The sequence below is a fragment of the Paenibacillus sp. WC2504 genome, from assembly GCF_052682475.1.
This window is the reverse complement of record NZ_JBQZFH010000001.1, coordinates 1,210,725-1,235,940: the sequence shown is the minus strand read 5'-3', so window position 1 is coordinate 1,235,940 and position 25,216 is coordinate 1,210,725. Positions and strand designations below refer to the sequence as shown.

At 48.0% G+C, this 25,216-nt stretch carries 21 protein-coding genes; 11 read left to right on the top strand and 10 right to left on the bottom strand.

Annotated elements, in window-relative coordinates; genetic code table 11:
• Positions 1-169: 169 nt before the first annotated feature.
• A complete protein-coding gene (locus ACUN27_RS05615) occupies positions 170-1,609 on the bottom strand; it encodes an anti-sigma-I factor RsgI family protein (RefSeq protein WP_315953957.1) in 1,440 nt (479 codons plus the stop codon).
• A 29-nt stretch (positions 1,610-1,638) separates the two neighbouring features.
• Positions 1,639-2,418 carry an RNA polymerase sigma factor SigI gene (gene sigI / locus ACUN27_RS05610; RefSeq protein ID WP_315953956.1) on the bottom strand — a complete coding sequence of 260 codons (780 nt, stop codon included), beginning with the start codon at positions 2,416-2,418 and terminating at the stop codon, positions 1,639-1,641.
• A 196-nt stretch (positions 2,419-2,614) separates the two neighbouring features.
• Here sigI and ACUN27_RS05605 point away from each other — a divergent pair, with 196 nt between their 5' ends.
• Positions 2,615-3,256: a helix-turn-helix domain-containing protein gene (locus tag ACUN27_RS05605; RefSeq protein WP_315953955.1), complete on the top strand. Its 642-nt coding sequence runs from the start codon at positions 2,615-2,617 to the stop codon at positions 3,254-3,256.
• Here the strand turns inward: ACUN27_RS05605 and ACUN27_RS05600 are convergent.
• Positions 3,227-3,673 carry a hypothetical protein gene (locus ACUN27_RS05600; protein WP_445558538.1) on the bottom strand — a complete coding sequence of 149 codons (447 nt, stop codon included), beginning with the start codon at positions 3,671-3,673 and terminating at the stop codon, positions 3,227-3,229. The two genes, ACUN27_RS05605 and ACUN27_RS05600, sit on opposite strands and share 30 nt — an antisense overlap.
• Positions 3,674-4,012: 339 nt before the next feature.
• On the opposite strand from ACUN27_RS05600, the gene ACUN27_RS05595 reads away from it, so the two are divergent.
• Positions 4,013-4,813, top strand: coding sequence for a LytR/AlgR family response regulator transcription factor (locus ACUN27_RS05595; protein WP_445558537.1), 801 nt, complete (start codon positions 4,013-4,015; stop codon positions 4,811-4,813).
• A 68-nt stretch (positions 4,814-4,881) separates the two neighbouring features.
• On the opposite strand, the gene ACUN27_RS05590 is transcribed toward ACUN27_RS05595, so the two are convergent.
• Positions 4,882-5,304, bottom strand: a complete 423-nt coding sequence (locus ACUN27_RS05590) for a hypothetical protein (RefSeq protein ID WP_315953952.1) — start codon at positions 5,302-5,304, stop codon at positions 4,882-4,884.
• Between the two features lie 178 nt (positions 5,305-5,482).
• On the opposite strand from ACUN27_RS05590, the gene ACUN27_RS05585 reads away from it, so the two are divergent.
• From ACUN27_RS05585 to ACUN27_RS05555, 7 genes are all read left to right on the top strand, one after another.
• Positions 5,483-5,935, top strand: a complete 453-nt coding sequence (locus ACUN27_RS05585; RefSeq protein WP_445558536.1) for a DUF4912 domain-containing protein — start codon at positions 5,483-5,485, stop codon at positions 5,933-5,935.
• A gap of 9 nt (positions 5,936-5,944) precedes the next feature.
• Positions 5,945-8,779: a 1,4-alpha-glucan branching protein domain-containing protein gene (locus tag ACUN27_RS05580; RefSeq protein ID WP_445558535.1), complete on the top strand. Its 2,835-nt coding sequence runs from the start codon at positions 5,945-5,947 to the stop codon at positions 8,777-8,779.
• Positions 8,780-8,876: 97 nt separating this feature from the next.
• The gene (locus ACUN27_RS05575; protein ID WP_445558534.1) at positions 8,877-11,285 is read left to right on the top strand and encodes a sugar phosphate nucleotidyltransferase; all 2,409 of its coding nucleotides are present in this window, start codon (positions 8,877-8,879) and stop codon (positions 11,283-11,285) included.
• 73 nt (positions 11,286-11,358) lie between these two features.
• On the top strand, positions 11,359-11,571 hold the full coding sequence (locus tag ACUN27_RS05570) for a hypothetical protein (RefSeq protein ID WP_246069161.1): 213 nt from the start codon (positions 11,359-11,361) through the stop codon (positions 11,569-11,571).
• A gap of 121 nt (positions 11,572-11,692) precedes the next feature.
• Positions 11,693-12,253 (top strand): DUF4912 domain-containing protein, encoded by a 561-nt coding sequence (locus tag ACUN27_RS05565; protein WP_315953948.1) that lies wholly within the window; start codon positions 11,693-11,695, stop codon positions 12,251-12,253.
• Positions 12,208-15,171, top strand: a complete 2,964-nt coding sequence (locus ACUN27_RS05560; RefSeq protein WP_445558533.1) for a 1,4-alpha-glucan branching protein domain-containing protein — start codon at positions 12,208-12,210, stop codon at positions 15,169-15,171. Before ACUN27_RS05565 ends, ACUN27_RS05560 begins: the two co-directional genes overlap by 46 nt.
• Positions 15,172-15,330: 159 nt before the next feature.
• Entirely contained in the window at positions 15,331-17,295 is a 1,965-nt protein-coding gene (locus ACUN27_RS05555) for a glycoside hydrolase family 15 protein (protein ID WP_315954025.1), read from the top strand.
• Positions 17,296-17,687: 392 nt separating this feature from the next.
• Here ACUN27_RS05555 and ACUN27_RS05550 read toward each other — a convergent pair whose 3' ends face one another.
• The 3 genes from ACUN27_RS05550 to leuB form a co-directional block, all read right to left on the bottom strand.
• Positions 17,688-18,077, bottom strand: coding sequence for a glycine cleavage system protein H (locus ACUN27_RS05550; RefSeq protein WP_445558532.1), 390 nt, complete (start codon positions 18,075-18,077; stop codon positions 17,688-17,690).
• A gap of 76 nt (positions 18,078-18,153) precedes the next feature.
• Complete coding sequence (locus ACUN27_RS05545) at positions 18,154-18,702, bottom strand: peroxiredoxin (protein WP_127455530.1); 549 nt, start codon at positions 18,700-18,702, stop codon at positions 18,154-18,156.
• Positions 18,703-18,924: 222 nt separating this feature from the next.
• On the bottom strand, positions 18,925-20,004 hold the full coding sequence (leuB, locus tag ACUN27_RS05540) for a 3-isopropylmalate dehydrogenase (RefSeq protein WP_127455529.1): 1,080 nt from the start codon (positions 20,002-20,004) through the stop codon (positions 18,925-18,927).
• 220 nt (positions 20,005-20,224) lie between these two features.
• Here leuB and ACUN27_RS05535 point away from each other — a divergent pair, with 220 nt between their 5' ends.
• Together ACUN27_RS05535 and ACUN27_RS05530 are read left to right on the top strand one after the other, a co-directional pair.
• Positions 20,225-20,644, top strand: a complete 420-nt coding sequence (locus ACUN27_RS05535) for an Rrf2 family transcriptional regulator (RefSeq protein WP_379173350.1) — start codon at positions 20,225-20,227, stop codon at positions 20,642-20,644.
• Positions 20,645-20,745: 101 nt separating this feature from the next.
• Positions 20,746-21,603 carry an SDR family oxidoreductase gene (locus ACUN27_RS05530; RefSeq protein ID WP_445558531.1) on the top strand — a complete coding sequence of 286 codons (858 nt, stop codon included), beginning with the start codon at positions 20,746-20,748 and terminating at the stop codon, positions 21,601-21,603.
• Positions 21,604-21,697: 94 nt separating this feature from the next.
• Here the strand turns inward: ACUN27_RS05530 and ACUN27_RS05525 are convergent, their stop codons facing one another.
• The 3 genes from ACUN27_RS05525 to ACUN27_RS05515 form a co-directional block, all read right to left on the bottom strand.
• Positions 21,698-22,153, bottom strand: a complete 456-nt coding sequence (locus ACUN27_RS05525) for a DUF2269 family protein (RefSeq protein ID WP_315954024.1) — start codon at positions 22,151-22,153, stop codon at positions 21,698-21,700.
• A gap of 219 nt (positions 22,154-22,372) precedes the next feature.
• Positions 22,373-23,569: an aminotransferase-like domain-containing protein gene (locus ACUN27_RS05520; protein WP_445558530.1), complete on the bottom strand. Its 1,197-nt coding sequence runs from the start codon at positions 23,567-23,569 to the stop codon at positions 22,373-22,375.
• A 92-nt stretch (positions 23,570-23,661) separates the two neighbouring features.
• Positions 23,662-25,209: a 2-isopropylmalate synthase gene (locus ACUN27_RS05515; RefSeq protein WP_181646652.1), complete on the bottom strand. Its 1,548-nt coding sequence runs from the start codon at positions 25,207-25,209 to the stop codon at positions 23,662-23,664.
• Positions 25,210-25,216: the final 7 nt, after the last annotated feature.

Below are 25,216 nucleotides of genomic sequence, written 5' to 3'. Positions count from 1 at the left end.
GTCTACTCTCTTGGTAGAGTTAGCTGGGGTAGCTTGTCAGTGTGCACCGGTTGCGTCGTCGCAGCGTTAATCGATCCGAGTAAATGATCGGGGTAGACGGCCCCCCTGCCACCTCTCCCCCCAATAAAAAACCCTGAGACACTCAAAGTGTCTCAGGGTTATTAACTCATCAATCATCCTTGCCGTCTTTCTTCTGTCCCCAATCCCGATTGCCCCAATTCCAATTAAAATTGTTATCATTGTCTGACTTTGGAGTCGATGTCGGCTTTGCCGTCGGTTTCGCTGTCGGTTTTGCCGTCGGCTTGCTCGTGCTTGTTGGTTTGACGGTAGGCTTTACACTAGGCTTTGGGGTCTCTTGTGGCTTTGACGATGATCCATTTTTCGGATCATCGTCATTGTTGTCCTTACGGCCTGGTTTTGATGAATTTTTGTCCTCATCGTCATTATCCTTGCCGTTGTTATCTTTGCCGTTTTTATTATCGTTGTCGTTTTTGCCATTCTTGTCATTATTGTCATTATTGTCATCTCTATCGTCACGACCGTTTTTAACATCCTGGCCGTTCTTGCTGTCATTGCGATTGTTTCTTGGCGTAGGCGTAGGTGTCGGCTTCACACTAGGCTTGCCATTATTTTCGTTTTTACCGAACTTGGTATTGTTATTATTGCCATTGCCATTTTTGTCGTTCTTGTCACTCTTATCGCTCTTATCGTTTTTATCATTGCTTGCATTGCTTTTGCCTTTATCTCGGTCATTTTGAATTTGCTGAATTCGCTCACTCAATTTCCCTGATTTTTCATCGGCGACAAGTCTTTGCAGGGAAGACTTATCGATAGGCTTCGATGATGGCACCAGCTTGTCGATCCCGCCGTTTTCTTTGGCCAGCTGATGAATGGAGACGCTTTTGATGTCATCCAGCGATACTTTTGCCCCGTTGTCTACCGCATTGAGATAGATGGCATATTTCCCTGCGGATACACCGCTGGCCTTAGCTTCTTGTCTCACTTCTTGCGGTGCTGCGAACGCAGTCACTTCATAGTTTTTGACTTGATCGGGATGCGATTGTTCAATATGTTTGCTCACCTGATTCTTCAATTTGGTGGCAATCGCCTCATCATTCACCGCTGCTTTTTGTTCTACGACTGTAGATGAGATGATAATATCACCTTCCCCTTTTGCAAGGGCACCCTGCTCCGCTTTATCCAAGATGTCTGAGGTAACAGCTTCTAACGACTTGCCCTTGTACTCCAAGGTGCTGATTAACTCATCGCCGTCTGAGTTTAAACCCTGCAGATCTTGAACAACCTCTTCGTTATCAATCCCAATTTCGATACTTGGATTGATATCTATGGTTACGTAAGCAACCACTTGGCCACCTGGCACACTTCCCGTTAAAGTGGATACCAAGACAAAGCACACGATAATTGCGGCGGCCAAACCAGAAAGAATCCCTATTTGCGGTACCCGGAAACGTCTTGTCGCAGGTGCGAACAGGATTTCTTCTCCTACTTCACAATTTCGTGTTCCCTTAGGGAGCTTCTCAAATCGACCCTCTGGACTCATGACAATAATGGAGCTGTCGCTAATTTCCATTACGATTCCCTTGTTCATGCGCTGTTCTTCCTTTCTTAATGCCGTCCTCATTCTCGAATCTGTAAATAATCCCGCAAGTAAGGGTATGGTCCGTTGTAAATGAGAGCGATAGCTATCAAATACTTACGGTTGCGCTCCAAGGTTTTTCTAGAAACCTGTACTTGCTCCAGCAGCTCTTTAATGGGTAGCTGCCGTTTCGTTAGAAGAGTCCGCATAAGTTCCGCATCCTGTGCCAGCGTCCGACCGATGCCGAAAAGCATCTGTCTGGAATCGTCATGTTTAGGAGAGGCTTCCGTCAACTCAGAGAAATCGATATCAAAGTCACTTAAGCAGCGACTGAAATCCATAATTTCACTTCGCCGTTCTTCAAGTCCTTTTTGCTTTTCATAAGCTTCTATCGCTTGATGAACCTCAATCGGATTGAGTAGGTTATCTTCATCATCTTCCTGATCGAATGAACTATAAGGAATCTGTCCTTTGAAACGTTGTTCTTTCCGCAAGAAATCAATTAACCTTCTCCGCATGACAGTTTCGGCAAACCCGAGGAAAGATCTCCCCATCACAGAAGAATATTGATTAATGGCTTCGTTAAATGCCCCTAAAGCAATGCTGAATTCATCGTCCCTAGCCGGATCTATATACCTTTTACAGAACCTGCTTGTCACCTTAGCCACATAGGGCTGATAGTCTGAAATAAATTGATTCCTAAGTCTTAGGTCTCCGGATTGAATTTGATGTATGGTAACCTCAAGGGAAGAGGCATAGGATTCACTTTGACCCTGGGATTCCTTTTTTCCAAGGAACCTTTTGAATAGTACCAGTAGCACCTTTCCACCTCACAGTATAGTAATTTCGTCCTTATGTATATCAATTCGGGGGGTACAGCATATGTAAAAAAGAAATAAAAAGCAAATTTATTATAACATAGATGTCCAAATGAGCACCTACTGGGAAATAAAACCTTTGTAGACGATTTCAATTTAAACTAGAATCCTTTACAATTAAGGTAAGGAGGTGTTTCATTTGGAACAAGGTAATCAATTTGGCAAGTTTCTAGAGACGCTGCGAGGCAAAATGTCCTTGCGCAAAGTTGCCAGCAAAAGCGGCCTGTCTCATGCGTACATCCGAGACTTAGAGCTTGGACGTAATCGTACCACGAATGACATCATCAAGCCATCCCCTGACACCTTAAGGAAGCTTTCGCAAGCTTATCAATATCCTTACACGGATCTTTTAATGAAAGCCGGATATCTGGAAGAAGCGTCATCTTGGCAGACGCCTAACGAAATCCGTTTAGATAATGTCTGGTATGTGGAGTTCGGTACGAAATCAATCAAGTACGTCTCACAAGATGGAATGGTGGAAGAAAACGTAGAATCACTCGTGGCTTTTACTAGTTTCATAGAAGCATTAATGGATCTTCAATTTGCAAAAATGGATATGCACCTGTTCGTCAATCTGAACAAAATAAAAAAGTATGCCCCCTCGGAAGGCAAACTTTATTTTGATGCTTATGAAGATGGACCTTATGTTACTATCGCTGCCATGGCGCAGATGAAATATCATCAAACCCTTGTGGATTATGTGGCTCGCAATACGGGCGCTACTGCTCAGGCCGATGGCGATGCCCATCCCTTATCGTTGAAAGCTAAGCTCCTTACCTAGCATAACATAGATGAATAGAGCTGTTGCGATACCAAGCATTTGAATCGGCATCAGTGCGCTTAGCACATTGTTTGGATAGGAATGTCGGTAAATAATTCCAACCATCACGACAATAATAAAAAGATAGAAGCCTGCATTTTCTTTGGTTGGCATTATTCGCGTGTAATGCGTCAAGAATGTAAAACCAAGGCGAAGTTTATGTAAACCTGCAAGAATACCGCATTTCGCGCCTAATGCCAACAGCAGGACGATAACGAACTCATCCGGATCATTTTTCATAGACACATACGACGTGAGCGGAGTCAGTTCCCATATCGCAAAGACGCCTGTCGATACAATCACAGACAGGATATATCCGGATAATGCGAGAATGACGGCAGGTATCGGATAAAATCTCCAAACAGATATTAATAGCACACAGATGATACTTATGTATAAAATAGGCCTTTGGCCAAGGTATGTAACCAACGTTCCAGCAAGGAATGCCAAAGCAATCGGCAACCTGTGCGGCTTTATTTTTTGTCTGAATAGAACCAATGAGAATAGAATCATGGGAACAAAATCAAGACAGGTCAAGATAAATATCGCCCATGTAAACAAAGACTAACCCCTCATTTCTAAGCTTGCTCTTTAGAAATTACGTCACTTAACTCTACAACTAGAATTATACAGGATAATAGCTCTTTTGCGTTCAATGTGGACTAAGTTGGCTGTTTCTTAGCATGAGCTGACAGAATGCATGGATGATCGAGAGAAATGGAGTGCGATGATCGTATGGGGCTTCATTACACCGTTGCCATTGTGGAAGATAATCATTGGGTTGGTAAATTACTTGAAAGCTATTGTCAGCAGTGCGGATTGGATGTCGTCTCGATCGCCGCGGATGGCGAACAATTCATTCGGATGTATGACCAGCTTCTTCCGGATATCCTGCTCGTCGATATTGGCTTGGAAGGCAATCTGGACGGCATTACCATGGTACAGACATTACGCAGAGCCGGTTATCAGCAGAAGGTCATCATGGTTAGCGGAACGACCAATATCGATCATATCCTCACGAGTTTTCATGACCTGGGTTCTGTTTATTTCTTGTCAAAGCCCGTCATGCTGCCTAAGTTTCAAGCTGCCATTCGAAAGGCCATCGCCGAAATTCAATTGGAACGCAATCATGCGCAGCAAGCGCCGCCCCCAATGAAAACAAATTGGATTACTGTAAAAAATCAAAAATCGCAGTTGCCTATCTCAGAGGAATCGATTCTTTTCATCGAGAAAGAGGACAAGCGATTATCAAGAATTCATCTCAAGAATGGTGCACATATGGATTCCAGCACCAATTTATCGGACATCTTATCTCAGAGCTCACCACTGATGTTCAGCCCCTTCAAGGGCTTTCTTGTCAATATGCGGCATGTTGTCAGCTATGTGAAGGAAAGCGGGTTTCCTACATCCCGCAGATTTCTTATTCACTTGAATCATACGCCGATAAAAATCCCTTTAAGCAGAAGTCTGCAAAAAGAGTTCGGGCGATTGCTCCAGGAAATACATGACCAAGTCTAGACTCATCCAAACAAAAAGCCGCTCTCTCTTCCGTTAGGAAAAGATAGCGGCTTTTATCATTAGAACCTCTACATGGGCTTGGAGGTTTTTTTGTTTTTCAGCTTATCGCGGCGTACACTCAGCATTTTCAATCGTTTCATGAGCTGATCTTCCCATTCGGCATCCGCTAAGGATTTGGCCACCATGAGCAGATCCAGCGCCATATCGATTTGGCTGCGCACAATATCCATAGGCTCTTCGCCTTCATGATTCACACAATTGTCATGCAGCAGATGGTCTTTCCCATCTACGTATTCTACAAAATCAACCTCGGCAGCCCCATCACCGTGGGCGTATTCCGCCAATATTTCGTATTCGTTCTCTACCAGATAGTGAACCTCAATGTGGTGACATACCGGGCAGAAGAGAATCGGCACATTATGAATTTGTGTACGGATGTGCTTCAATGTACCTTTTGTTCCAATCATACTAGCGCCACAACAAAAACTCATCGATATCACTCCCTTTGCGTTTTCCGTGAGGAAAACTTGCATCATAGCATCATCTTTGTCACCCGGATTAATCCAATATATTCGCCTTAAAAGTGTGAAATTCCTTTTTTACGAGACATCTAGATTTTAGCAATCCACGCATATTTTTCTGTTGAAAAGCGAATGCTTTTACAAGAAAATGGTCGCCAGAAATGCGATTGCCCAGAAAAGAGGAATAGCCTTGAAAGCTTCACCATTCTCGGAGTATGAGGTTCCTGGAAGATATTACAAGGACTTACTCCATCTTATGGTTGTAGGTACAAATTCGCTCTATGTATATTGGGAAATATCTGACAGGCGCAGGTGGCTGGTGTCCCAGCATTTTGAATGCGACTTCGGCGCCATGCCGTGTGTCATCCGTTTGTACGATGTGACCCATGTACTCTTTAATGGACATAATGCCCATACCTCCTGGGATACAACCATACCGCCCGAAACTACGCATGCCTACTTGCATCAAGCTGGGGCTAATCGCAACTATATCGTGGATGTAGGGACGTATACGTGGGAGCATGAGTTCATCCCTTTACTTCGATCCAATTGTGTCGCAACCCCCAAAGATTCGGAAGAGAATTGGGGAGAACCGAGGTGACGATAAGTTTTGATTAATCGCTTGAAATCAAAGCCTGAGATTAAGGGGTATTTCGTCCTCGTCCTGCATGCTCATCTTCCTTATATCAGCCATCAAAGTCCGGACACTGCGTTGGAAGAACGTTGGTTTTTTGAAGCTATGACAGAAACGTATTTGCCATTATTGGAAGTCATGCAACAACTCTCGCAAGATCAAATTGATTTCCGCATGACCTTTTCCATAACTCCGACACTGTTATCTCTGTTCAGCGATCCGTTCTGGCAAGCCAAATATCGTGTTTATCTCCAAAAGCTTATTACGCTTACAGATAGCGAACAGGTTCGGTTACAACAGGACCCCGTCCTCCTCCCGGCTGCCTACCAGTATTCGCAAAGATTCCAAAAGCTGCAGGATTTGTACGAAAGTTATGACGGAAATGTCATTGTCGCCTTCAAACATTTTCAAGAATTAGGTCATATAGAAATCGTAACATCTGCCGCTACACACGCCTATCTGCCTTTGATGCAAACGGAAGAATCCATCAGGGCTCAGATTCTAACGGCGGTTAAAGATTTTGAGCGTTATTTCGATCAAAAGCCGCGCGGATTCTGGTTACCCGAATGCGGTTATACGCCGGGGATTGAGCGGATTTTGAGCGAAGCCGGCATTCGGTATATTTTCACGGACGCAACCGCCGTTGCTTTTGCATCCCCTCACCCCCATCGTGAACAGTTGGCTCCGTTGCTGACGTCGACTGACGGCGTGACGGCTTTTCCATGCGATCTAGCATCTATTCATCAAATTTGCTCACCTGAGGATGGGTATAGCAGCGATTTTCTTTATCGAGATTATTATTCGGCTAACGACGCAGGGTTCAAATACGACCGCAATACAAGTAAAGGCCGGCTCAAAATGCCTTATCATCCGGCACTCGCCTCCGAAAGAGCGGAAGAGCATGCTGATGATTTTCTCAAACATCGCCAAAAGCAGGTGCAAAAAGCGCGTCGCTGGCTGGACCGAAAACCGGTTATCGTCTCCTCTTATCATGCGGAGATTTTTGGGCATTGGTGGTATGAAGGTCCCCACTTTCTGGAGCAGCTTTGCCGCAAAATGTTTCTCGATCAGACGGCGGTGAGAATGATAACACCCAGCGAATACCTAGATGAGTATCCAACGGCCGGTGTCGGCCAATTGAACCCTTCCAGCACAGGGCGCAACCACAACTCTGAAACATGGTTGCAAGCAAGCAATGACTGGATTTACCGTCATCTTCATGAAGCGGAGAAGCGGATGATTCACTTAGCCGCAAATCAGGAGCATCTCAATCACGCTGACAAAGCAAACGCCGATGTGTTCCAGCGTGCATTGAATCAAGCCGCCAGAGAGCTCATGCTGGCTCAGAGCAGCGATTGGGCCTTCCTGATGGACTCGGCAACCTATGCTGATTATGCCAGCCGCCGGATAAAAAACCATCTAGGCTGCTTCCACCAACTTTGTGATCAATTGAATCGTTATCAGATCGATGAGGATTTCCTTGCTGCATTAGAGGAGCACGATCATTGCCTTCCGGATGTCGAGTATCAAGCTTTCAGAAGCGTCAGCCTCCAGTCGCCTATTCCTATTATTCCTAGCAGAAGTGAATGGGAAGACTTACTCGAAGCTACAAAACATCGCCACAATGTGTTCATGCTGGCGTGGGAATATCCGCCCAAACAAGTCGGCGGTTTATCGAAAGCCGTCCATGAACTGTCGGAAGCCCTTGCTTCCCTTGGAGAAATAGTGCATGTCATCACGACGTCCTATGACGGCGCACCTTCTTTTGAGAATAAAAATGGCGTCTATGTCCATCGATTGCCTGTTCAGCATTCCGGTGATACATCCTTTTATCACTGGACTTTCGAAATGAATCTGGCCATGACGGATCATTTGGTCAATTGGGTGCATAATGGCGGCCGCATTGATCTGCTACATGCACATGATTGGATGGTTTTTCACGCTGCGAGAGAAATAAAAATGAGTTACAACATCCCTTTGATAGCGACGATTCATGCGACGGAATGGGGAAGAAATCAAGGGAATTTGGGCTCCGACTTACAGCGCAAAATTCATCAGTTAGAGTGGAAACTGACATATGAGGCCAACCGCGTTTTTGTTTGCAGCTCCTATATGAAAGAGGAAGTTGTCCGCATCTTCAGCTTGCCTCCGGATAAAGTCACCGTTCATCCAAATGGCATTCAGCTCTCTCTGTCATCCGGCAAGGAAACAGGGAAACGTCCTCGTGAAATTGCGAAACAGGATAAAGTCATTTTCTATATTGGCAGGCTTGTTTATGAAAAGGGAATTCACACGCTCATCCATGCCATGCCGGGCATCTTAACGCATGTGCCGCAAGCAAAGCTCATCATTGCCGGCTCAGGACCGATGGAAAACGAACTTCGCGCGTTAGCGGCCCATTTAGGAGATCGCATCTTATTTACTGGTTTCATAGATGATAGCTACCGTGCCCAGCTCTATCAATATGCCAATGTTTGTGTCATACCGAGCTTGTATGAGCCATTCGGAATCGTTGCTTTAGAGGCTATGGCCAGTCGGCGGCCACTCGTTCTCTCGGATACAGGCGGTCTGGCTGAAATCATTCGGCATGGCGTGGACGGCTACAAAGCTCTGCCGGGACACGTCGATTCGCTGGCATGGCATATTTCCGAAATGCTGCTGCATCCCAAATTAGCCGCCAAAATGGCCGACAGCGCCTACCAGCTGCTGCAGAAAAATTACCAATGGAACCATATTGCTGCGCATGTTCAGGAGGATTATCGCAAACTGACCACCAATCTCTCTGACATTCCGGTTACAGTAAAAAGTTAAGCAACTGCAAATGCTTACGAAGCAAGTTTTCTAAAGAAAACTCAAGCACACGCTTACGAAGCAAGTTTTCTAAAGAAAACTCTAAGGAGGACCCACTATGAAGGCTGTTATTATGGCTGGAGGCAAAGGCACACGGCTTCGCCCCCTTACCTGCCATCTTCCCAAACCCATGGTGCCTCTCCTGGGAAGACCGTGCATGGCCTATATTATTGAGCTGCTGCACAAACACGGCATCCAGGACATTGCCGTCACAATGCAGTATAAACCTGAAGTGATTCGCGACTATTTTGGCGATGGAGAAGCGTTTGACGTTAATCTCCACTATTTTGAAGAAATGAGTCCACTGGGTACAGCCGGAAGCGTCAAGCAGGCGCATGAGTTTCTAAACGATACCTTCGTCGTCATTAGCGGTGATGCCTTAACCGATTTCGATTTGGAGCAGGCGCTCGCTTTTCACAAAGAAAAGCAAGCCAAAGCTACGTTACTGCTGACCCGTGTCCCTCATCCGCTGGAATACGGTGTGGTCATGACCGATCAGAACGGCCTGATTACCCGCTTCTTGGAGAAACCAAGCTGGGGGGAAGTGTTCAGCGACACGGTGAATACCGGCATCTATATCATGGAGCCGGAGCTGTTGGAGCGCGTGCCGCTGGGCCAGGAGTTTGATTTTAGCCAGCAGCTTTTCCCGGCATTGCTTCAAGAAAATAGAGGGCTCTACGGTTACGTCAGCAGCGGATATTGGATGGACATCGGAAACTTGCAGCAGTATCGGCAAACCCAGTTTGATATGCTCGATGGCAAGGTACAGCTCCATATCCACGGCACTCAAATTCGGCCTCGCGTATATATCGCAGACGATGTAGAGACCAGTGACACAGCCCGCGTCGTTGGACCCGCTTTTATCGGCAAAGGGAGTAAGATTGAGGACGGGGTAGAACTCGGAGAATACTGCATCGTCGGGGAAAATAATCGGCTTTCCAAGGGCAGCAAGCTCACGCGCAGCGTACTCTGGGACCATAACCACATCGCCCCCCATAACGAATTAGACGGTTCGACGCTAACCAGCCGCATTGTTTGCAAAGAGGCCTCGTATCTCGGTGAAGGGTCGGTCGTTGGCAATCATGTCATCATCGGGGAAAAGAGCCGAATCGAGCCTCATGTGAAAATATGGCCCCATAAACAAATTCGCGATAAATCCCGCCTTCATACTTCTCATATATGGGGGGAGCATGCTGCTAAAACGCTTTTCAAAACCCGCGGAGTCAGCGGCCTTCCCAATCTCGAACTAACACCCGAGATGACCGCCAAGTTCGGCACGGCCTACGGTGCAACGCTTGCTATCGGTAAAACACTCACTGTAAGCTGTGCCCCGCATACCTTCACTCGTTTGCTTAAGCGTGCTTTGACAGCAAGCTTGCAATCCGTCGGCACGCATGTCATTGATTTGGGGGATTGCTTGGCTCCGGCAGCTTCGTTTGCCATTCGTCACTTGGGCGCCGCAGGAGGTATCCACCTGGATTGGTCAGGCAAGGAGAACGAACGGTGCCTGTTGGCTTGCATGGATGCCGAAGGGCTCCCTATTACAAGATCCGCCGAGCGCAAAGTGGAAAACAGCTTTTGGCAAGAGGATTACGGACGGGCATCGATGGAACACCTCGGCAGCTATAAAGATGAAACACATTGGTTTCAGACCTATGTCCGTACGTTATCTGAAGAAATCGCAGATGAAGGAGAAAAATTGCCCCTATCGACTATGAGGATCGTCATTGAAGCCAGCCCTTGGCTGCAGCCTTATCTGGTGCCGTTTTTCGAGAAATTGGGACTGGAAGCGATTCATGTGACCGCGGCAAATAACCAGGAACCACTCCCCCTGTTCACATCGCTAGCCGGGGCCAATTTGGGTTTGCGCATGTTGGACGACGGCCGCACCTTGCAGCTTGTGACGGAGAAGGGAGAGCTTGTCGATACGGATTTGCAGACCGTTTTCCTATACCTGTGCTACCTGCACAGTCGGCCAGGAGCAACCATCGGCGCTCCCGTCAGCGCGCCTGAGCTCCTGGAGAGCATGGCCGAGGGACTAGGCGCTACAATCATTCGCACCAAGGAATGGGAACGCTCCATTCTAGAAGCTACGGAGCAGACGCGGATGCATCCTTTGTTTGACTCGCTTTTTGCCATTGGACTTGTCGTTCTTCATCTAGGCAGAACCGGTTTACCGCTGTCAGAGCTTCTATCTCTGATTCCGAGTTTCTATCTGCACCGCGAGCAAATCGATTGCCCATGGGACGCCAAGGGAGAAGTGATGCGGAGTATGATGAACAAGGCCAAGGACACGCCTGTTGATTTAGTGGACGGGATCAAATTTTATCACGAAAATGGTTGGATTTTGCTGCTGCCCGATAGTGAAGACCCTGTTTTTAGGCTTGTCGCCCAGTCTCAGAATCCGGCTCTTGCCGAAGAGCTTGTCCATTCCTACCGAGACCACATTCTAAATGTGCTGCAATAAGCATACTATATGACAGATATATCCATTAGCGGGTGATCCGAAGTCTTAAGATGAAGGGGAGAGCGGCGTGAATATGATTCCAAGTGTTTCCAGGCAGATCGCTTTTGTGCAGTATGACGATCAATCTTCCAGTATGACGGTTCAATATCATACCGGTTTCAAGGCATCTTATACGAATATTAATCAGGATGATTATCTGTTGATTTTGAGTTCTGTCAATCGATATGATTCTTTAATGAGGCTTACGGAGACCCGATACATGGAAGGTCAACCTCCAATCAAGTAAAGCACATACAGGAGATCTCCCCCTTCTTGAAAGGAGGAGATTTTTCGTTTCCTAGGTGCGTATGCTACAATGTTGTCCGAATGGTCTATCCCATTTATTTCCCATTACGACCTAAGAAAAGGTGAGTCTGATTCCTACTCAAGCTTTCTCTGCTCATTCAAATGACAGGGATACACTCTACTTGCTGGTGCAGTCATCGGCTAATCTTTTTGCTTATTGGCAGCTTTCTTCGCGGAAAAAAAGGATGGTGCAGGATCACTTCGGAGCGGACTGGCTCCTGCTTCAGCCCACTCTGCGTTTTTATGAAACAACTGTCGAACAAGCCGTCAGCACTCACCGGCCAGATACAATTTCTGAACTCCCCCTTCCACAAGGAGAATGCTGCTTCCTGAACGGTTTCCTACCCGGCCGGTTTTACTTCGCAGAACTCGGCATTAAGAATGAGCAGGGACAATTTCTCCCGCTTCTGCGTTCTAATACGATTCAGACTCCCCATATACATACGAATCAAGAATTTCCTTCAAACGTTTTAACAACGGAAAACCAAGTTACTTACAGGCCTGCTGCCGTTTCCATTCAGCTTAAGGCTTCTATAGCTCATGAGTATTTCTCGGCCTACTCCGTGTACTTACCCAAGTGCACACACCCAGCAGATTCGGAATTCGGAGGCGATCTCGATTGAGCACAAACGTACACGGTTATGTTGCTCTGCTCCTGCATGCCCATATCCCTTACGTGCGTCATCATAAAGCGGAAATTACGTTAGAAGAACGTTGGTTTTTCGAAGCGGTTGTGGACAGCTATCTGCCTCTCATTGAAATGATGGATCGGCTGCTTGAGGACGGCGTGCCCTTCGCGCTGACTTTATCCCTATCTCCGCCGCTGCTTGCTATGCTGGAAGATACCGGCTTGCAGAAACGGCTTCGCAAGCATCTGGCCTCCCTCTGCGAGCTGTCCCAGCGCGAAGTGATTCGCCTGTGGGGTCATGCCGACTTTGGCCCAACAGCCAGGCTCTACGCCGATCACTATCATCGGCTGCTTGCTTTGTACGATCGCCTGAGGGGCGATCTGATCGGAAAATTCCGCAGCCTGAGAAGCTCAGGCTGCTTAGAGTTAATAACGTGCGCCGCGACACATGCCTTCTTGCCCCTGGTCAAGAACGACGCCGCTCTGCGCGCGCAGCTTGAAGCCGCCGTCCAGGAATTCAGGCGGCATTTCGGATTCGCTCCGGCAGGCATCTGGCTGCCGGAGTGCGGCTATACGCCTGCCGTGGAGCCTCACTTGCAGGCACTGGGGCTGCGCTATTTCGTGGTGGATGCCCATGCCTTTGCCGGGGCACCCACAAGCTATCCCCTGCGCACGCCAAACGGCGCCTGCGCCTACGCTCGGGACCTCGAAGCCGGCGCTCAAGTATGGAGCGCCGAAAGCGGTTACCCGAGCGACCCCGACTATCGCGAATATTACCGCGATATCGGCTTTGACCTCGGCCACAGCGGCGGGGCCGAATGGGAGTACTTGAAGCCCTATGTGCTGCCGGACGGCGCACGCATTCATACGGGCTTCAAGTACCACCGCGTCACCGGTAAGGGTGACGCCAAAGCGCCCTACGACCCGGCGTTGGCCGCGCAGAAAGCTCAGCAGCATGCTGAGCATTTCGTCGCCAGCCGGGTGGCGCAGCTTCGGGGCTGCGCGGATCAGCAGCCGCAGCCGCCGGTCATCGTATGTCCATACGATGCTGAGCTGTTCGGCCACTGGTGGCATGAAGGCCACCAGTGGCTGGAGGCCGTGCTGCGCGGCCTTGCCGCTGCGCGCTGCGAGACGGCGACATTAGGCGGCTATGCAGCCGCCTATGTGCCGACCACGGCCGCCACGCTGCCGGAGTCCAGCTGGGGCCGTGGCGGCTTCGCCGAGGTCTGGCTGCAGCCGCGCAGCCAGTGGGTGCATCCGCTGCTGCATGCGGCGGAGGATCGCTTGGTGCTTGCGGCGCATAAGCACCGGAAGCCGGAGCTGCTCAGCGGCCTGCAGGTTCGTGCGCTGAATCAAGCCGCGCGCGAGTTGATGCTCGCACAAAGCAGCGACTGGACCTTCATCCTGGATGCTGAAACGGTAACCAGCTACGCCGTGAAACGAATCGAGACGCATCTCGCTTCTTTCCATAAATTGTTAGATACTGTTGACGACGAGGATAAAGCTGAAATGACAGACAAAGCACTTTCCGAGCTTGTGCTGACCCTGGAGCGGCAAACGCCTTTTATGCCCGAGGCGCATTATCGTCTTTTTCAGCCTGCTTCATCGATCAGCTTTTTCCCAGATGCCGCCGAGCGTTCATTCCATGCCCTTTCACTGCCGGAAGCTCCAAAACCTCTACGCGTTCTGATGCTTGCCTGGGAATATCCGCCACGAGTCATCGGAGGTCTCGCCAGAGCCGTTCGTGACCTATCTGTACAGCTTGCTGCAAGCGGTTTGGAGATTCATGTCGTCACATGCCTGTCTCCCGAATGCTTGTCCTACGAGCTGCTCGACGGTGTGCATATTCACCGTGTAGACGTATTTTCTTCCGCTGAACCCCTTCATTTCCTGGATTGGGTGTTTCAGATGAACCTGGCATTCTCGGATACCGTCCAGCGCCTATTCGCTCAAGGACAACAATTCGATATCATCCATGCTCATGATTGGCTCGTCTACTATGCCGCGAAAGAGTGCAAGATGATCCTGCACATCCCTCTTCTAGCCACGATTCACGCGACGGAGTCGGGACGCAATCTGGGCAAGTTGGATACGCCAGCGCAAAAGCGCATTCATGCCCTAGAAAATAAATTAGCGCACGAAGCCGATCACCTGGTGGTCTGCAGCCCCTATATGCTGCAAGAAGTTATGCACCTTTTTCATACTCCTTTTCATAAAATGACCCATATCCCTAATGGCGTTATGCCATTTCGGGTACCCGGCGCTCATGATTCAGCGGTTAACCTGGAGCTTTCTCGCGTACTCTCGGTTATGGATGGAGAGGCTGCTCGTCCCATTATCGCTTTCCTCGGCAGGCTTGTTTATGAGAAAGGCGTGCACCTCTTGATTAACGCCATGCTGCACGTTCACAAGGAGTATCCTAGGGTTCAGTTGGTGATTGCCGGTACAGGACCAGAACTTGAAGCGCTCCAACTCTCGGCTGCCCCGCTCGGCGACAGTGTCAATTTCACGGGTTTCTTGGATGAATGGGACAAAAGCTTGCTATTACATCATGCCGAGCTTTGTGTATTTCCCAGCCTCTACGAGCCGTTCGGCCTTGTGGCCTTGGAAGCGATGGCCAGCGGTACACCGCTTATCGTTTCGGATACAGGAGGTCTGTCCGATATCGTAGACCATGGAATTAACGGATATAAAGTTCCTGCAGATGATGCTAACCTGCTTGCTTTGCAAATTGTTCAGCTTTTACAAAATCCCGCTGCTGCTTCTGAACTTGCTGCTCAGGCTTTGGCCAAAATCCATGACAACTTTGGATGGGAGCAGATCGGTGCCATAACGGCTACTTTGTACACGAAATTAATCGCTCACGAGCGGTCATCGGGTATAATCCCGCATCAAAAGGAAATAATCAAATAATATGGACATCTATGCCAAATGAAAGCGTATTCGGTCGAAATTTTCAGAATTTTTTCAAAGAAACATTGATTCCTTGGTAATTATTAGGTAACCTATTGGCAGGCCTTGTGCTAACGATGTTCGATTTTGATCAAACAAAAGAGTGGGGAAGTGATTGTATTGCCTAGACATCTGGTCATCGGAAACGGAAAATTTCTTATTAATCTCGATCAGCATTCCTATATGCGAGATCTGTACTATCCTTTCGTAGGCCAGCTTAATCATATTGGCGGTTATCAGTGCCGTGTCGGTATTTGGGTGGATGGTGACTTTGCCTGGCTGAATTCCCCCGAGTGGCAGTTCCAGCTTGGTTATGTGGAAGATTCTCTTGTTACTGAAGTAAGAGCTACGCATCCTGGTCTTGGCATCACTTTACTCATGAATGACGGCGTTCATCAGCGAGAGGATATTTATATTAAACGCATCCAAATTACGAATCACAATCATACCGTTCGCGAAGTGAGAATGTTCTTCAATCAGGACTTGCTCATTAATGAAACTGAGGTCGGCGATACCGCTGCCTTCTATCCTTTGACGAATACGGTATTCCACTATAAAAAAGACAGATATTTCATGTTCAATGGCAGCACCGGAACAGAAGGCATTTATCAATACTCTACAGGTGTCAAAAGATTTTATAACGCGGAAGGCACATGGCGCGATGCGGAAGACGGGCATCTCATGGGCAACGCCATTGCCCAAGGATCTGTCGATAGTACGATCTCCTTTCGACTTTTTGTGCCGCCAAATGCCGACCAAACGCTCTACTACTGGATGGGCGCCGGCAAAACGCTTGAGGAAGTCAAGAAGCTTGACGCCTACGTCAAAGACAGCCACCCCGGCAAGCTGCTCGATCGCGTAACGGTTTATTGGCAGCGCTGGGCGAATAAGATCGAAAGAGATTACGGAGATTTGAATCCCGATGTACAGCGCCTCTTCAAACAAAGCTTGCTCCTTGTCAGGACGCAAACCGATGTGAACGGCGCGATTATCGCCGCGAACGATTCGGATATCATGCAGAGCAACCGCGATCATTACAGCTACATGTGGCCTCGGGACGGCGCCCTGATCGCTTATTCCATGTCCATGGCCGGCTACCAAGGGATGATTATTCCTTTCTTCAACTTCTGTGCGAATGTGCTGTCTCCTGAAGGTTACCTGCATCATAAATATAATCCGGACGGCACCGTAGGCTCCAGTTGGCATCCTTATATTCATTCCGGACGTGTCCAGCTCCCTATTCAAGAAGATGAAACAGCGCTTGTGCTCTTCGCTCTCTGGGCCGATTTCCAGAAAAATGGAAGCCTTGAATTCGCCCAATCTCTCTATCGCAATTTAATTCGCAGAGCGGCCAGATTCATGTCCACTTATATCGATCAGGAATTGAACCTGCCGAAGCCTAGTTATGATCTATGGGAAGAGCGTTACGGGATCTATACCTTTACCGCTTCAGCGGTGTATGGCGGACTTATCGCAGCTTCCAATTTCAGCAACCTCTTCGGGGACGAAGAGCGCAGCAACCGCTATAAGCATACAGCGGAGAAAATTAAAGCCGGTATTCTCAAGCACCTATGGGATGAGAATGAAGGCCGATTCGTTCGCGGTTTGTACATGGAGGACGGCGAATGGGTCAAAGATATGACGCTCGAAAGCTCGGTTTACGGTATATTTGAATTCGGCGTCCTGCCTGCTGACGATGAGCGTGTTGTCGGCACCATGAAAGCGAATAAAGAAGGTCTTAGAATTAAAACAGGCGTCGGTGGCATTGCCCGCTATCATCATGATTATTACTTCCAACGTTCCACCGATATCGAAAATGTACCCGGAAACCCTTGGATCATCTGTACGCTTTGGATCGCAGAGTGGGAAATCGAATACGCCAAAACACTCGCTGACCTCGAAGCGCCTCGCCAGACGTTAGAATGGGTCGTCAAACACGCTATGGAAAGCGGCGTCCTCTCTGAGCAGTTGGATCCTTTCTCAGGCGATCCGGTCTCCGTCGCCCCTCTTACCTGGTCGCATGCGACTTATGTGCTTGCCGTTGTGAAGTACTTAAACAAATACAAGCAGCTCTCCAAACAATAATGCAACTGGACCGCCGGGTTAACACTTTTTTTGAATAAGTGCTAACCCGGCGGTTTTTTTGCTGATTCCATTAACTTCGATTCAAACCTTTGCTTTGGACATAGCGTGTAAAATGATGCACCGGGTTCATTGGATGAAAACCAATAAATTGGCTAAACTGGCGGGTAATATCTCATTCTCGTTGGACAAAATCGAATAAAGCTGACTTTTTTGCGCCGAAAAAGGGCCAAATTCAGTCCTTTCATTGGAATTCATCCAACGAGATGACCTTTGTAGCCATTGAAATCGCCGTTTCATTGGAAGACGTCCAATGAAACAGGCTTCAATCCGGCTACACCAATAAAAAAGCCGCAAGACCCTGTAAAGTAGTCCTACGGCTTTCGGCTGTACCCTCACTCAAACGAATAACTCGACGCATACGTCTGCGCATCCCACAGCTGCTCCAGCTCCGAGTGCTCGCTGCATGCTACTCTGAACAGCCACCCTTTATCATAAGGCGACTCAATCAGCATCATCACAGCCCGCTCCAGCAGCATGTTAACAGCAATGACCTCGCCGGATAACGGCGCTAGCAAATCATGCTCACTTTCAGCAGTCTCCAAGGAGCCTGCATAATCACCTTGCCCAAGCACCACTCCGCGTTCCGGAAGCTCGATGAATAGAACCATCCCCCAGGCAAGCAAGCCGATTTCCGTCAGGCCGACGACAGCCTCATTCCCTTCTATGCGTATCCAATAATGATCTCTTGTATATTGCAGATGCGTAGGTACGGTCACGTTCATTCTCCTTCATGAAGAAAAGCTCCCCCCGCCGCATTCGCATGCCAGCTAAGAGGAGCTTGTCTATGTAAAAAAAAGCTTATTTTACGACAAGGTTTTTGTCGCCTGGTTTCCAGTTCATTGGGCACAATCCGCCGGATTGTAGCGCTTGAAGCACGCGAAGTGTTTCTTCTACGCTGCGGCCTACATCGTTGTGGTTAACAACTTCGTATTTCAATTCGCCTTCTGGATCGATGATGAAAAGACCACGAAGTGCGATACCTTCTTCTTCGATTAGAACGCCGTAGTCACGTGCTACGGATTTCGTGATGTCAGCAGCAAGTGGGAATTCCAATTTGCCAAGACCATTGTCGTTAACAGGTGTATTGATCCATGCTTTGTGCGTGTGGATGCTGTCGATGGAAACGCCAAGAATTTCAGTGTCCAATTCTTTGAATTGAGCAGCAGCATAGCTAAGCGCTGTAATTTCTGTCGGACATACGAATGTGAAGTCCAATGGGTAGAAGAACAATACTAACCATTTGCCTTTGTAGTCGGACAAAGATACTTTGCCAAACCCTGTACCGTCACCTGTAGCTGTCTCCATTGTGAAATCTGGAGCTTGTTTACCAACTAAACGCTCTGCCATGTGTATAATTCCTCCTCAAATCTATCTTCTTCGTATAAAATGGTATCATCCGAATAGATGAAAGTCAATAATTAGACCACATACAACATAATAATTACTTTAAAATATGAAAGGTCCTTGAACACGTTTAATTGCGCTTCCTTTTCCATCCTAATCCCACGTATCACTAAAAAAAGAGCTTGCTCGCTGCAGCACAGATGCTTAGCGGACAAGCTCTTATTCTTATTTACGCATAGCGTCTACAATCAGTTGGCCCATAGCCAATGTTCCGATTGCTTTGCTCTTATCGACAGCGATGTCGCCTGTGCGGTTGCCTGCATCAAGCACTTCTTTCACAGCGCGTTCGATGGAATCCGCTGCATCGTGGTAACCGAAAGTCAGGCGGAACATCAAAGCAACGGATAGAATCGTTGCGATTGGGTTGGAGATACCTTGGCCTGCGATATCAGGCGCAGAACCGTGTACCGGCTCATACAAGCCGAAGCTGCCTTCGCCAAGCGATGCGGATGCCAGCATCCCGATCGAGCCTGTCAGCATTGCAGCTTCGTCGCTCAGGATGTCACCGAACATGTTCTCTGTCACGATGACGTCGAAGGAAGATGGACGACGCAGCAGTTGCATTGCACAGTTGTCTACAAGCACGTGCTCAAGCTCAACATCCGGATAGTCAACCGCAATACGGTTAACCGTTTCGCGCCATAGGCGGGAAGTTTCCAGAACGTTTGCTTTGTCAACGGAAGCAAGTTTTTTGCGGCGTGTGCGGGCAATGTCAAACGCTTGACGAGCAATACGCTCGATTTCAGAAACGTTATATGCGCAAGTATCTACAGCTTCTTGACCGTTCGCTGTTTCACGACGGAATTTCTCACCGAAGTAGATACCGCCTGTCAATTCACGAACAACGATCAGATCCGTTCCTTCAAGTACTTCCGGTTTCAATGTGGAAGCTTCTTTCAAGCAGTCAAAGATGAAAGCCGGGCGAATGTTAGAGAACAAACCAAGCGCTTTACGAATACCCAGAAGACCTGTTTCCGGACGCGTTTCTTTCGGGTTGTTATCCCATTTCGGTCCACCTACAGCACCTAGAAGAACAGCATCTGCGGATTGACAAACTTTCAATGTTTCTTCCGGAAGTGGTGTACCTGTTTGATCAATGGCAATTCCACCGAACAAAGCATGCTCTGTTTCAAATTGGTAACCGAAAAGCTCTTCGGTACGCTTCAATACTTTTTCCGCTTCTGCAACGACTTCTGGACCAATGCCGTCTCCAGCGATTACAGCAATTTTTTTCACATCTGCCATGACTGTCATTCACTCCTTAAATTAGTAAAGCTGCTTGGTAAGCATCTCTATCGACTATATGATGCTCTCATTGTAACATAAGATAACCCTTTTCATTAGATATAAAAGCTATTGCTTTAATAGGTTCCTCCTATAATAGCAATCTAGCTCCTTTTAAATACAAGGATATTGACACATTTCCGAGTAGTAACTATAATGGTTACAACGGTGGTGAATGATTTTGAAACAAATCAGTACTCGTTTTTCAATCGCTGTACATACACTTTCCCTGATTGCAGTCAGTTCGAGTGAGGACTGTACAGGTGATTACATTGCGGGAAGTGTGAATACCAATCCTGTGATTATCCGAAGAATTATGGGTTTGTTGAAAAAGGCAGGATTAGTGGAAGTACGTCCAGGGGTTGGGGGCGCTTCTCTGCTCAAAACACCGGAAGACATTACGCTTCTGGATATTTACCGGGCTGTACACGTCATTGAAGATAACCAGTTATTCCGATTTCATGAAGATCCGAATGAGGGGTGCCCTGTCGGGAGGAACATTGAATCCGTTCTTCAGTCGGAGCTCAGCGAGGCTCAATCCGCTATGGAACACAGGCTGTCACAGACGACTTTGAGTCAACTTACCGAGAAGTTCAAATAAGTAAGAGCTCCATATAGAGAGCTTTTATTTTATATATAAGTTGTAACAATTATTGTTATAACGAAGATGATTACAACACATAATTTTAGGAGGATAAGAACATGAAAATTTTAGTCACAGGCGCAACAGGAAAATTGGGATCGAGAGTAGTAGACGTTTTGTTGAAAACAGTACCGGCAAGTCAACTGGCTGTGAGTGTCCGTAATCCGGAGAAAGCCGAAGGATTGCGTACTCGCGGCGTAGATGTTCGCCTGGGGGATTTTGATCGTCCAGAAACCTTGCAGACTGCTTTTGCAGGGATCGATCGCTTATTAATCATCTCGGCGGATGGAGATACAGAAACAAGAATTCGCCAGCACAACAATGCTGTAGCTGCTGCAGAGCATGCTGGCGTTACATTTATTGCCTATACCAGCATAGCTAATGCAAGTGGCAGCACCAATTTCCTGGCCCCGGTGCACCGTACAACAGAAGAAGCTATCGTCAAAACCGGCATTCCTTATACCTTCCTGCGCAACAACTGGTACTTGGAGAATGAACTGTCGAGTATTCAAGGCGTGATGGCTGGAACTCCTTGGGTGACCTCTGCCGGTTCTGGCAAGGTGGGTTGGGCACTGCAGCAAGAATACGCGGAGGCGGCAGCGGCTGTGTTAGTCGGGAACGGACACGAGAATAAAACCTATGAGCTTTCAGGTCAATTACACACGCAAGATGAGCTCGCATCTGCACTTGGTGAAGTGCTAGGCAAGGAAGTTTCTGTGCAGCAAGTCGATGATGCCACTTATGCGGATATTTTGAAAGGCGTAGGGGTTCCCGACTTCGTTGTCCCTATCCTTGTAAGTATTCAACAAGGTATTCGGGAAGGTACGCTTGAGATCGAAAGCGATGATTTCGAGAAGCTGCTCGGCCGCCCGGCAACGCCAATCCGTGAAGCGCTGGCTCAGATCGTTAAGTCGTAATTTACAATTGGAAAACAGAGCGGTAGTCTAGGAGTTTTTTACGTCCTTACTACCGCTCTGTTTTATACAAATTCACGTTTATTTTTACCTTTCACTAACTAGGCTTTACAATCATAAAAATGAACAAAATAAGACCAATAGCCGATGCACCATAGAAATATTTGCGTGCCTTTATCCATTGCATGAGCTGCTCGGCTGGCAAGTTCGAAGCCTTTTGATTGGCTGGATCGAGTACCCAACCTCCGAGCTTTTTCTGATAGGGTGTAGCGAAACCAATAGCAATAATTTGAATCAACACGTAAGCAACCAGCGATCCGAACAGCCAAATTTGCATGAAGGAGCCGTAATCGCCCAGCCAAATCAGCAGTAATCCTGTCAATACAGCAAGTGATCCTCCTATTTTCGGAAAAATCTCAAGCCGTGCTCCTACACGTAAAGACGAGCGAAGTTCATCCAGCGATTGATTTTTCCTAAGAAGCACATGAGCGAAATACGTCGGGCCAACCCCGATGATGGCTGAAAGCACATGGATCAGAACCAGAAGCTTCATTCTGAACACCCTTTCGCATGTAATATAAAGACAACGAACTGCTTCATCATACAATCGAAGGAATTGTACCATCCATGTTTAATTTGTTAGATCTGGTTCCCCGATCCAGTTAAATGATTAAGTTTTCATCAAATTTAGATTCGCAGCCATGTCGCATGCCAATAACAAAAGGACTATCTCAACAGTAGAAGCATCTACTCTCGGGATAGTCCCTTCTTTTTATACGCTTTGTAGGTAAGATTCCATGGCTTTCGCCAGTTTTTGCATACCAAGAATCGTGTTCTCACGATCTGTGTGTGTATAGTTCAGGCGCATCGTGTTGTACTGTGGGTTCTCCGCATAGAATGTGGACCCCGGAACAAAAGCTACGCCTTCTTTTACCGCAATTTTCAGCAGATCTTCTGCGCGAATACCTGGTGGAAGTTCCACCCAGATGAACATGCCGCCCTTTGGTTCTTCCCACTTCAGACCCGGCCAATTCAACTCTTTCAAAAGACCCGACATGAATTTCATCCGGTCCAAATATTGCTCACGAATCAAAGAGATGTGCGCGTCAAGATCGAAATGCTCAAGCAGATGATACAGGGTTTGCTGATCAATCGTACTGGAGTGCAAATCCGCCGACTGTTTGAAACGAGCGATTTGACGAATAAGCGTCTCATCCCCCATCACCCAGCCTGTCCGGAAAGCAGGTGCTACCGTTTTGGAGAAGGTGCTCGTGTACACCACATTACCGCCTTCGGCTTTACCGCCAAGCGAGAAAATGGATGGATACGTTTCATTCTCATCGAATTGAATTTCACCATAAGGGTCATCCTCAAGAATCAGGACATCTGCTTCACGGCAAATGTTCAGCAATCCTTGACGGCGCTCTAAGCTCCACGCACGGCCTGCGGGATTCGAAAATGTCGGAATCACATAAACCAGCTTCGGATTATGCTCAGCAACCTTGGCAGCCAAATCCTCAAGAATCATACCGTCGTTATCGCTATCTACGGAGTAAATCTTCGCTCCTTTAGCTTGAAAAACTTGAATCGCCGCCAAGTAAGTCGGTCTTTCGACCAAGATGACATCGCCTTCATCAATGTATACGCGCGTCAACAAATCAATCGCTTGCTGAGAACCTGTCGTTAGCAGCATCTCGTCTGGCGTGACTTGCATGTTTTTGGCAGCCATACGTTTGCTTAAGGATTCGCGCAGCGGCTTGTACCCTTCGGTTAATCCATACTGCAGTGCTGACTTCCCGCCGCCAACAACTCGTTTAAACGCATCGCTCACCGCGTCCAATGGGAAAAACTCTTCCGCTGGCAATCCGCCGGCAAAAGAAATAATCGAGCTGCCTTGTGTCAGCTTCAGAATTTCTCTTACCGCCGAGGATGAGAAACCTTCTAGCGATTTAGAAAATCGATATTTCATAAATGGACGCATCCTTTCGCATTTGTAGAAAGCACCCCTCCTCTAGCTTGGAGGTGAGGTGCTTATCTAGTAGTCCCGTGGACTTAGGGTTATTAAATCAACGTAACGTTGCTTCTATTGCTTGTTGGGGTTTTGCGTTTATCAATAAGTCTGTTCACCGCGTCCAGGTAAGCCTTGGCGCTTGCTTCCAGAATATCTGTCGAGATACCGCGTCCTTGAACGGACACATCGTTCTGTTTCAGAACGACATGCACTTCCCCGAGCGCATCTTTCCCGTGAGAGACCGACTTGATGGAGTAGTCATCCAGCTCGACTTCTTCCTTTGTCGCTTTGTCAATGGCGTTGTAAATCGCATCAACAGAACCATTACCCACAGCGCTTTCCGTCACTTCGCCGCCGTCTTGGAAACGAACGTGCACCGTCGCTGTCGGTGTCATTTGATTGCCGTAGGCCACTTGAAGCGTGCCAAGAGCGAAAATTTCCGGCGTTTCGATCAGTTTCTCTTCGATCAGCGCACGAATATCTTCGTCTTCCACCTGCTTCTTGCGGTCGGCCAAATCCTTGAACTTACCGAACGCCACGTTCACTTGCTCGTCTGCGAGGTCGTAGCCGAGGTCGATCAGCTTCTCACGGAACGCATGGCGGCCGGAGTGTTTACCCATCACGAGCTTACTTTCCTTGACCCCAATGGTCTCCGGGGAAATAATCTCGTAGGTCGTTTTCTCTTTGAGCATCCCATCCTGATGGATGCCGGACTCATGAGCGAACGCGTTAGCGCCGACGATCGCTTTATTGCCTGGCACCACCATGCCGGTCAGCTTGCTGACCAAACGGCTGGTACGGTAGATCTCGTTCAACACAAGCGAAGTTTTCGCTTGGTAGAAGTCCTGGCGTGTTTCCAGCGCCAGCACAACTTCCTCGATCGAGGTGTTCCCTGCTCGCTCGCCAATGCCGTTGATGGTGCCTTCGATTTGATCGGCACCATTCAGAACCGCCGCTAGCGCGTTAGCCGTCGCCATGCCAAGATCGTCATGGCAGTGCGCGCTCAGTTGGATTTTCTCAATGCCTGGGACTGTGTCCTTCAGCATTTTGAAAATATTCCCATAGTCGTACGGTGTCATATAACCGACTGTATCGGGAATATTCACGACCGAAGCGCCGGCGCGGATCGCCATTGCTGTTACTTCTGCGATGAAATCAAGCTCCGTACGTCCGGCATCCTCGAGTGAAAACTCGATTTTGCTGAAATACTTCTTCGCATATTTAATCGCAGCTTCCGCTGTCTCCAGCACTTGGTGCTTTTCCATCTTCAGCTTATGCTTCCGATGGATCGGGGACGTCGCCAGGAACAAATGAATGCATGGGTCTTGAGCGCCCTGCAGCGCTTCACGGACAGCCTCAATATCCGTCTCCTTCGAGCGGGACAGACCGATTACAGAGGCGTTCTTAATCGCTCTCGCTACGGCATTAACGCCTGCCAAGTCACCAGGTGATGCAGCCGGGAAGCCGGCCTCCATCCGATCGACACCCAGCTTCTCTAGTTGAAGCGCGATTTCGACCTTCTCCTGTGTGTTCAGGTTCACGCCTGGCGATTGTTCTCCGTCTCTGAGCGTTGTATCAAAGATGTAGATTTTGCGCACCATGGTC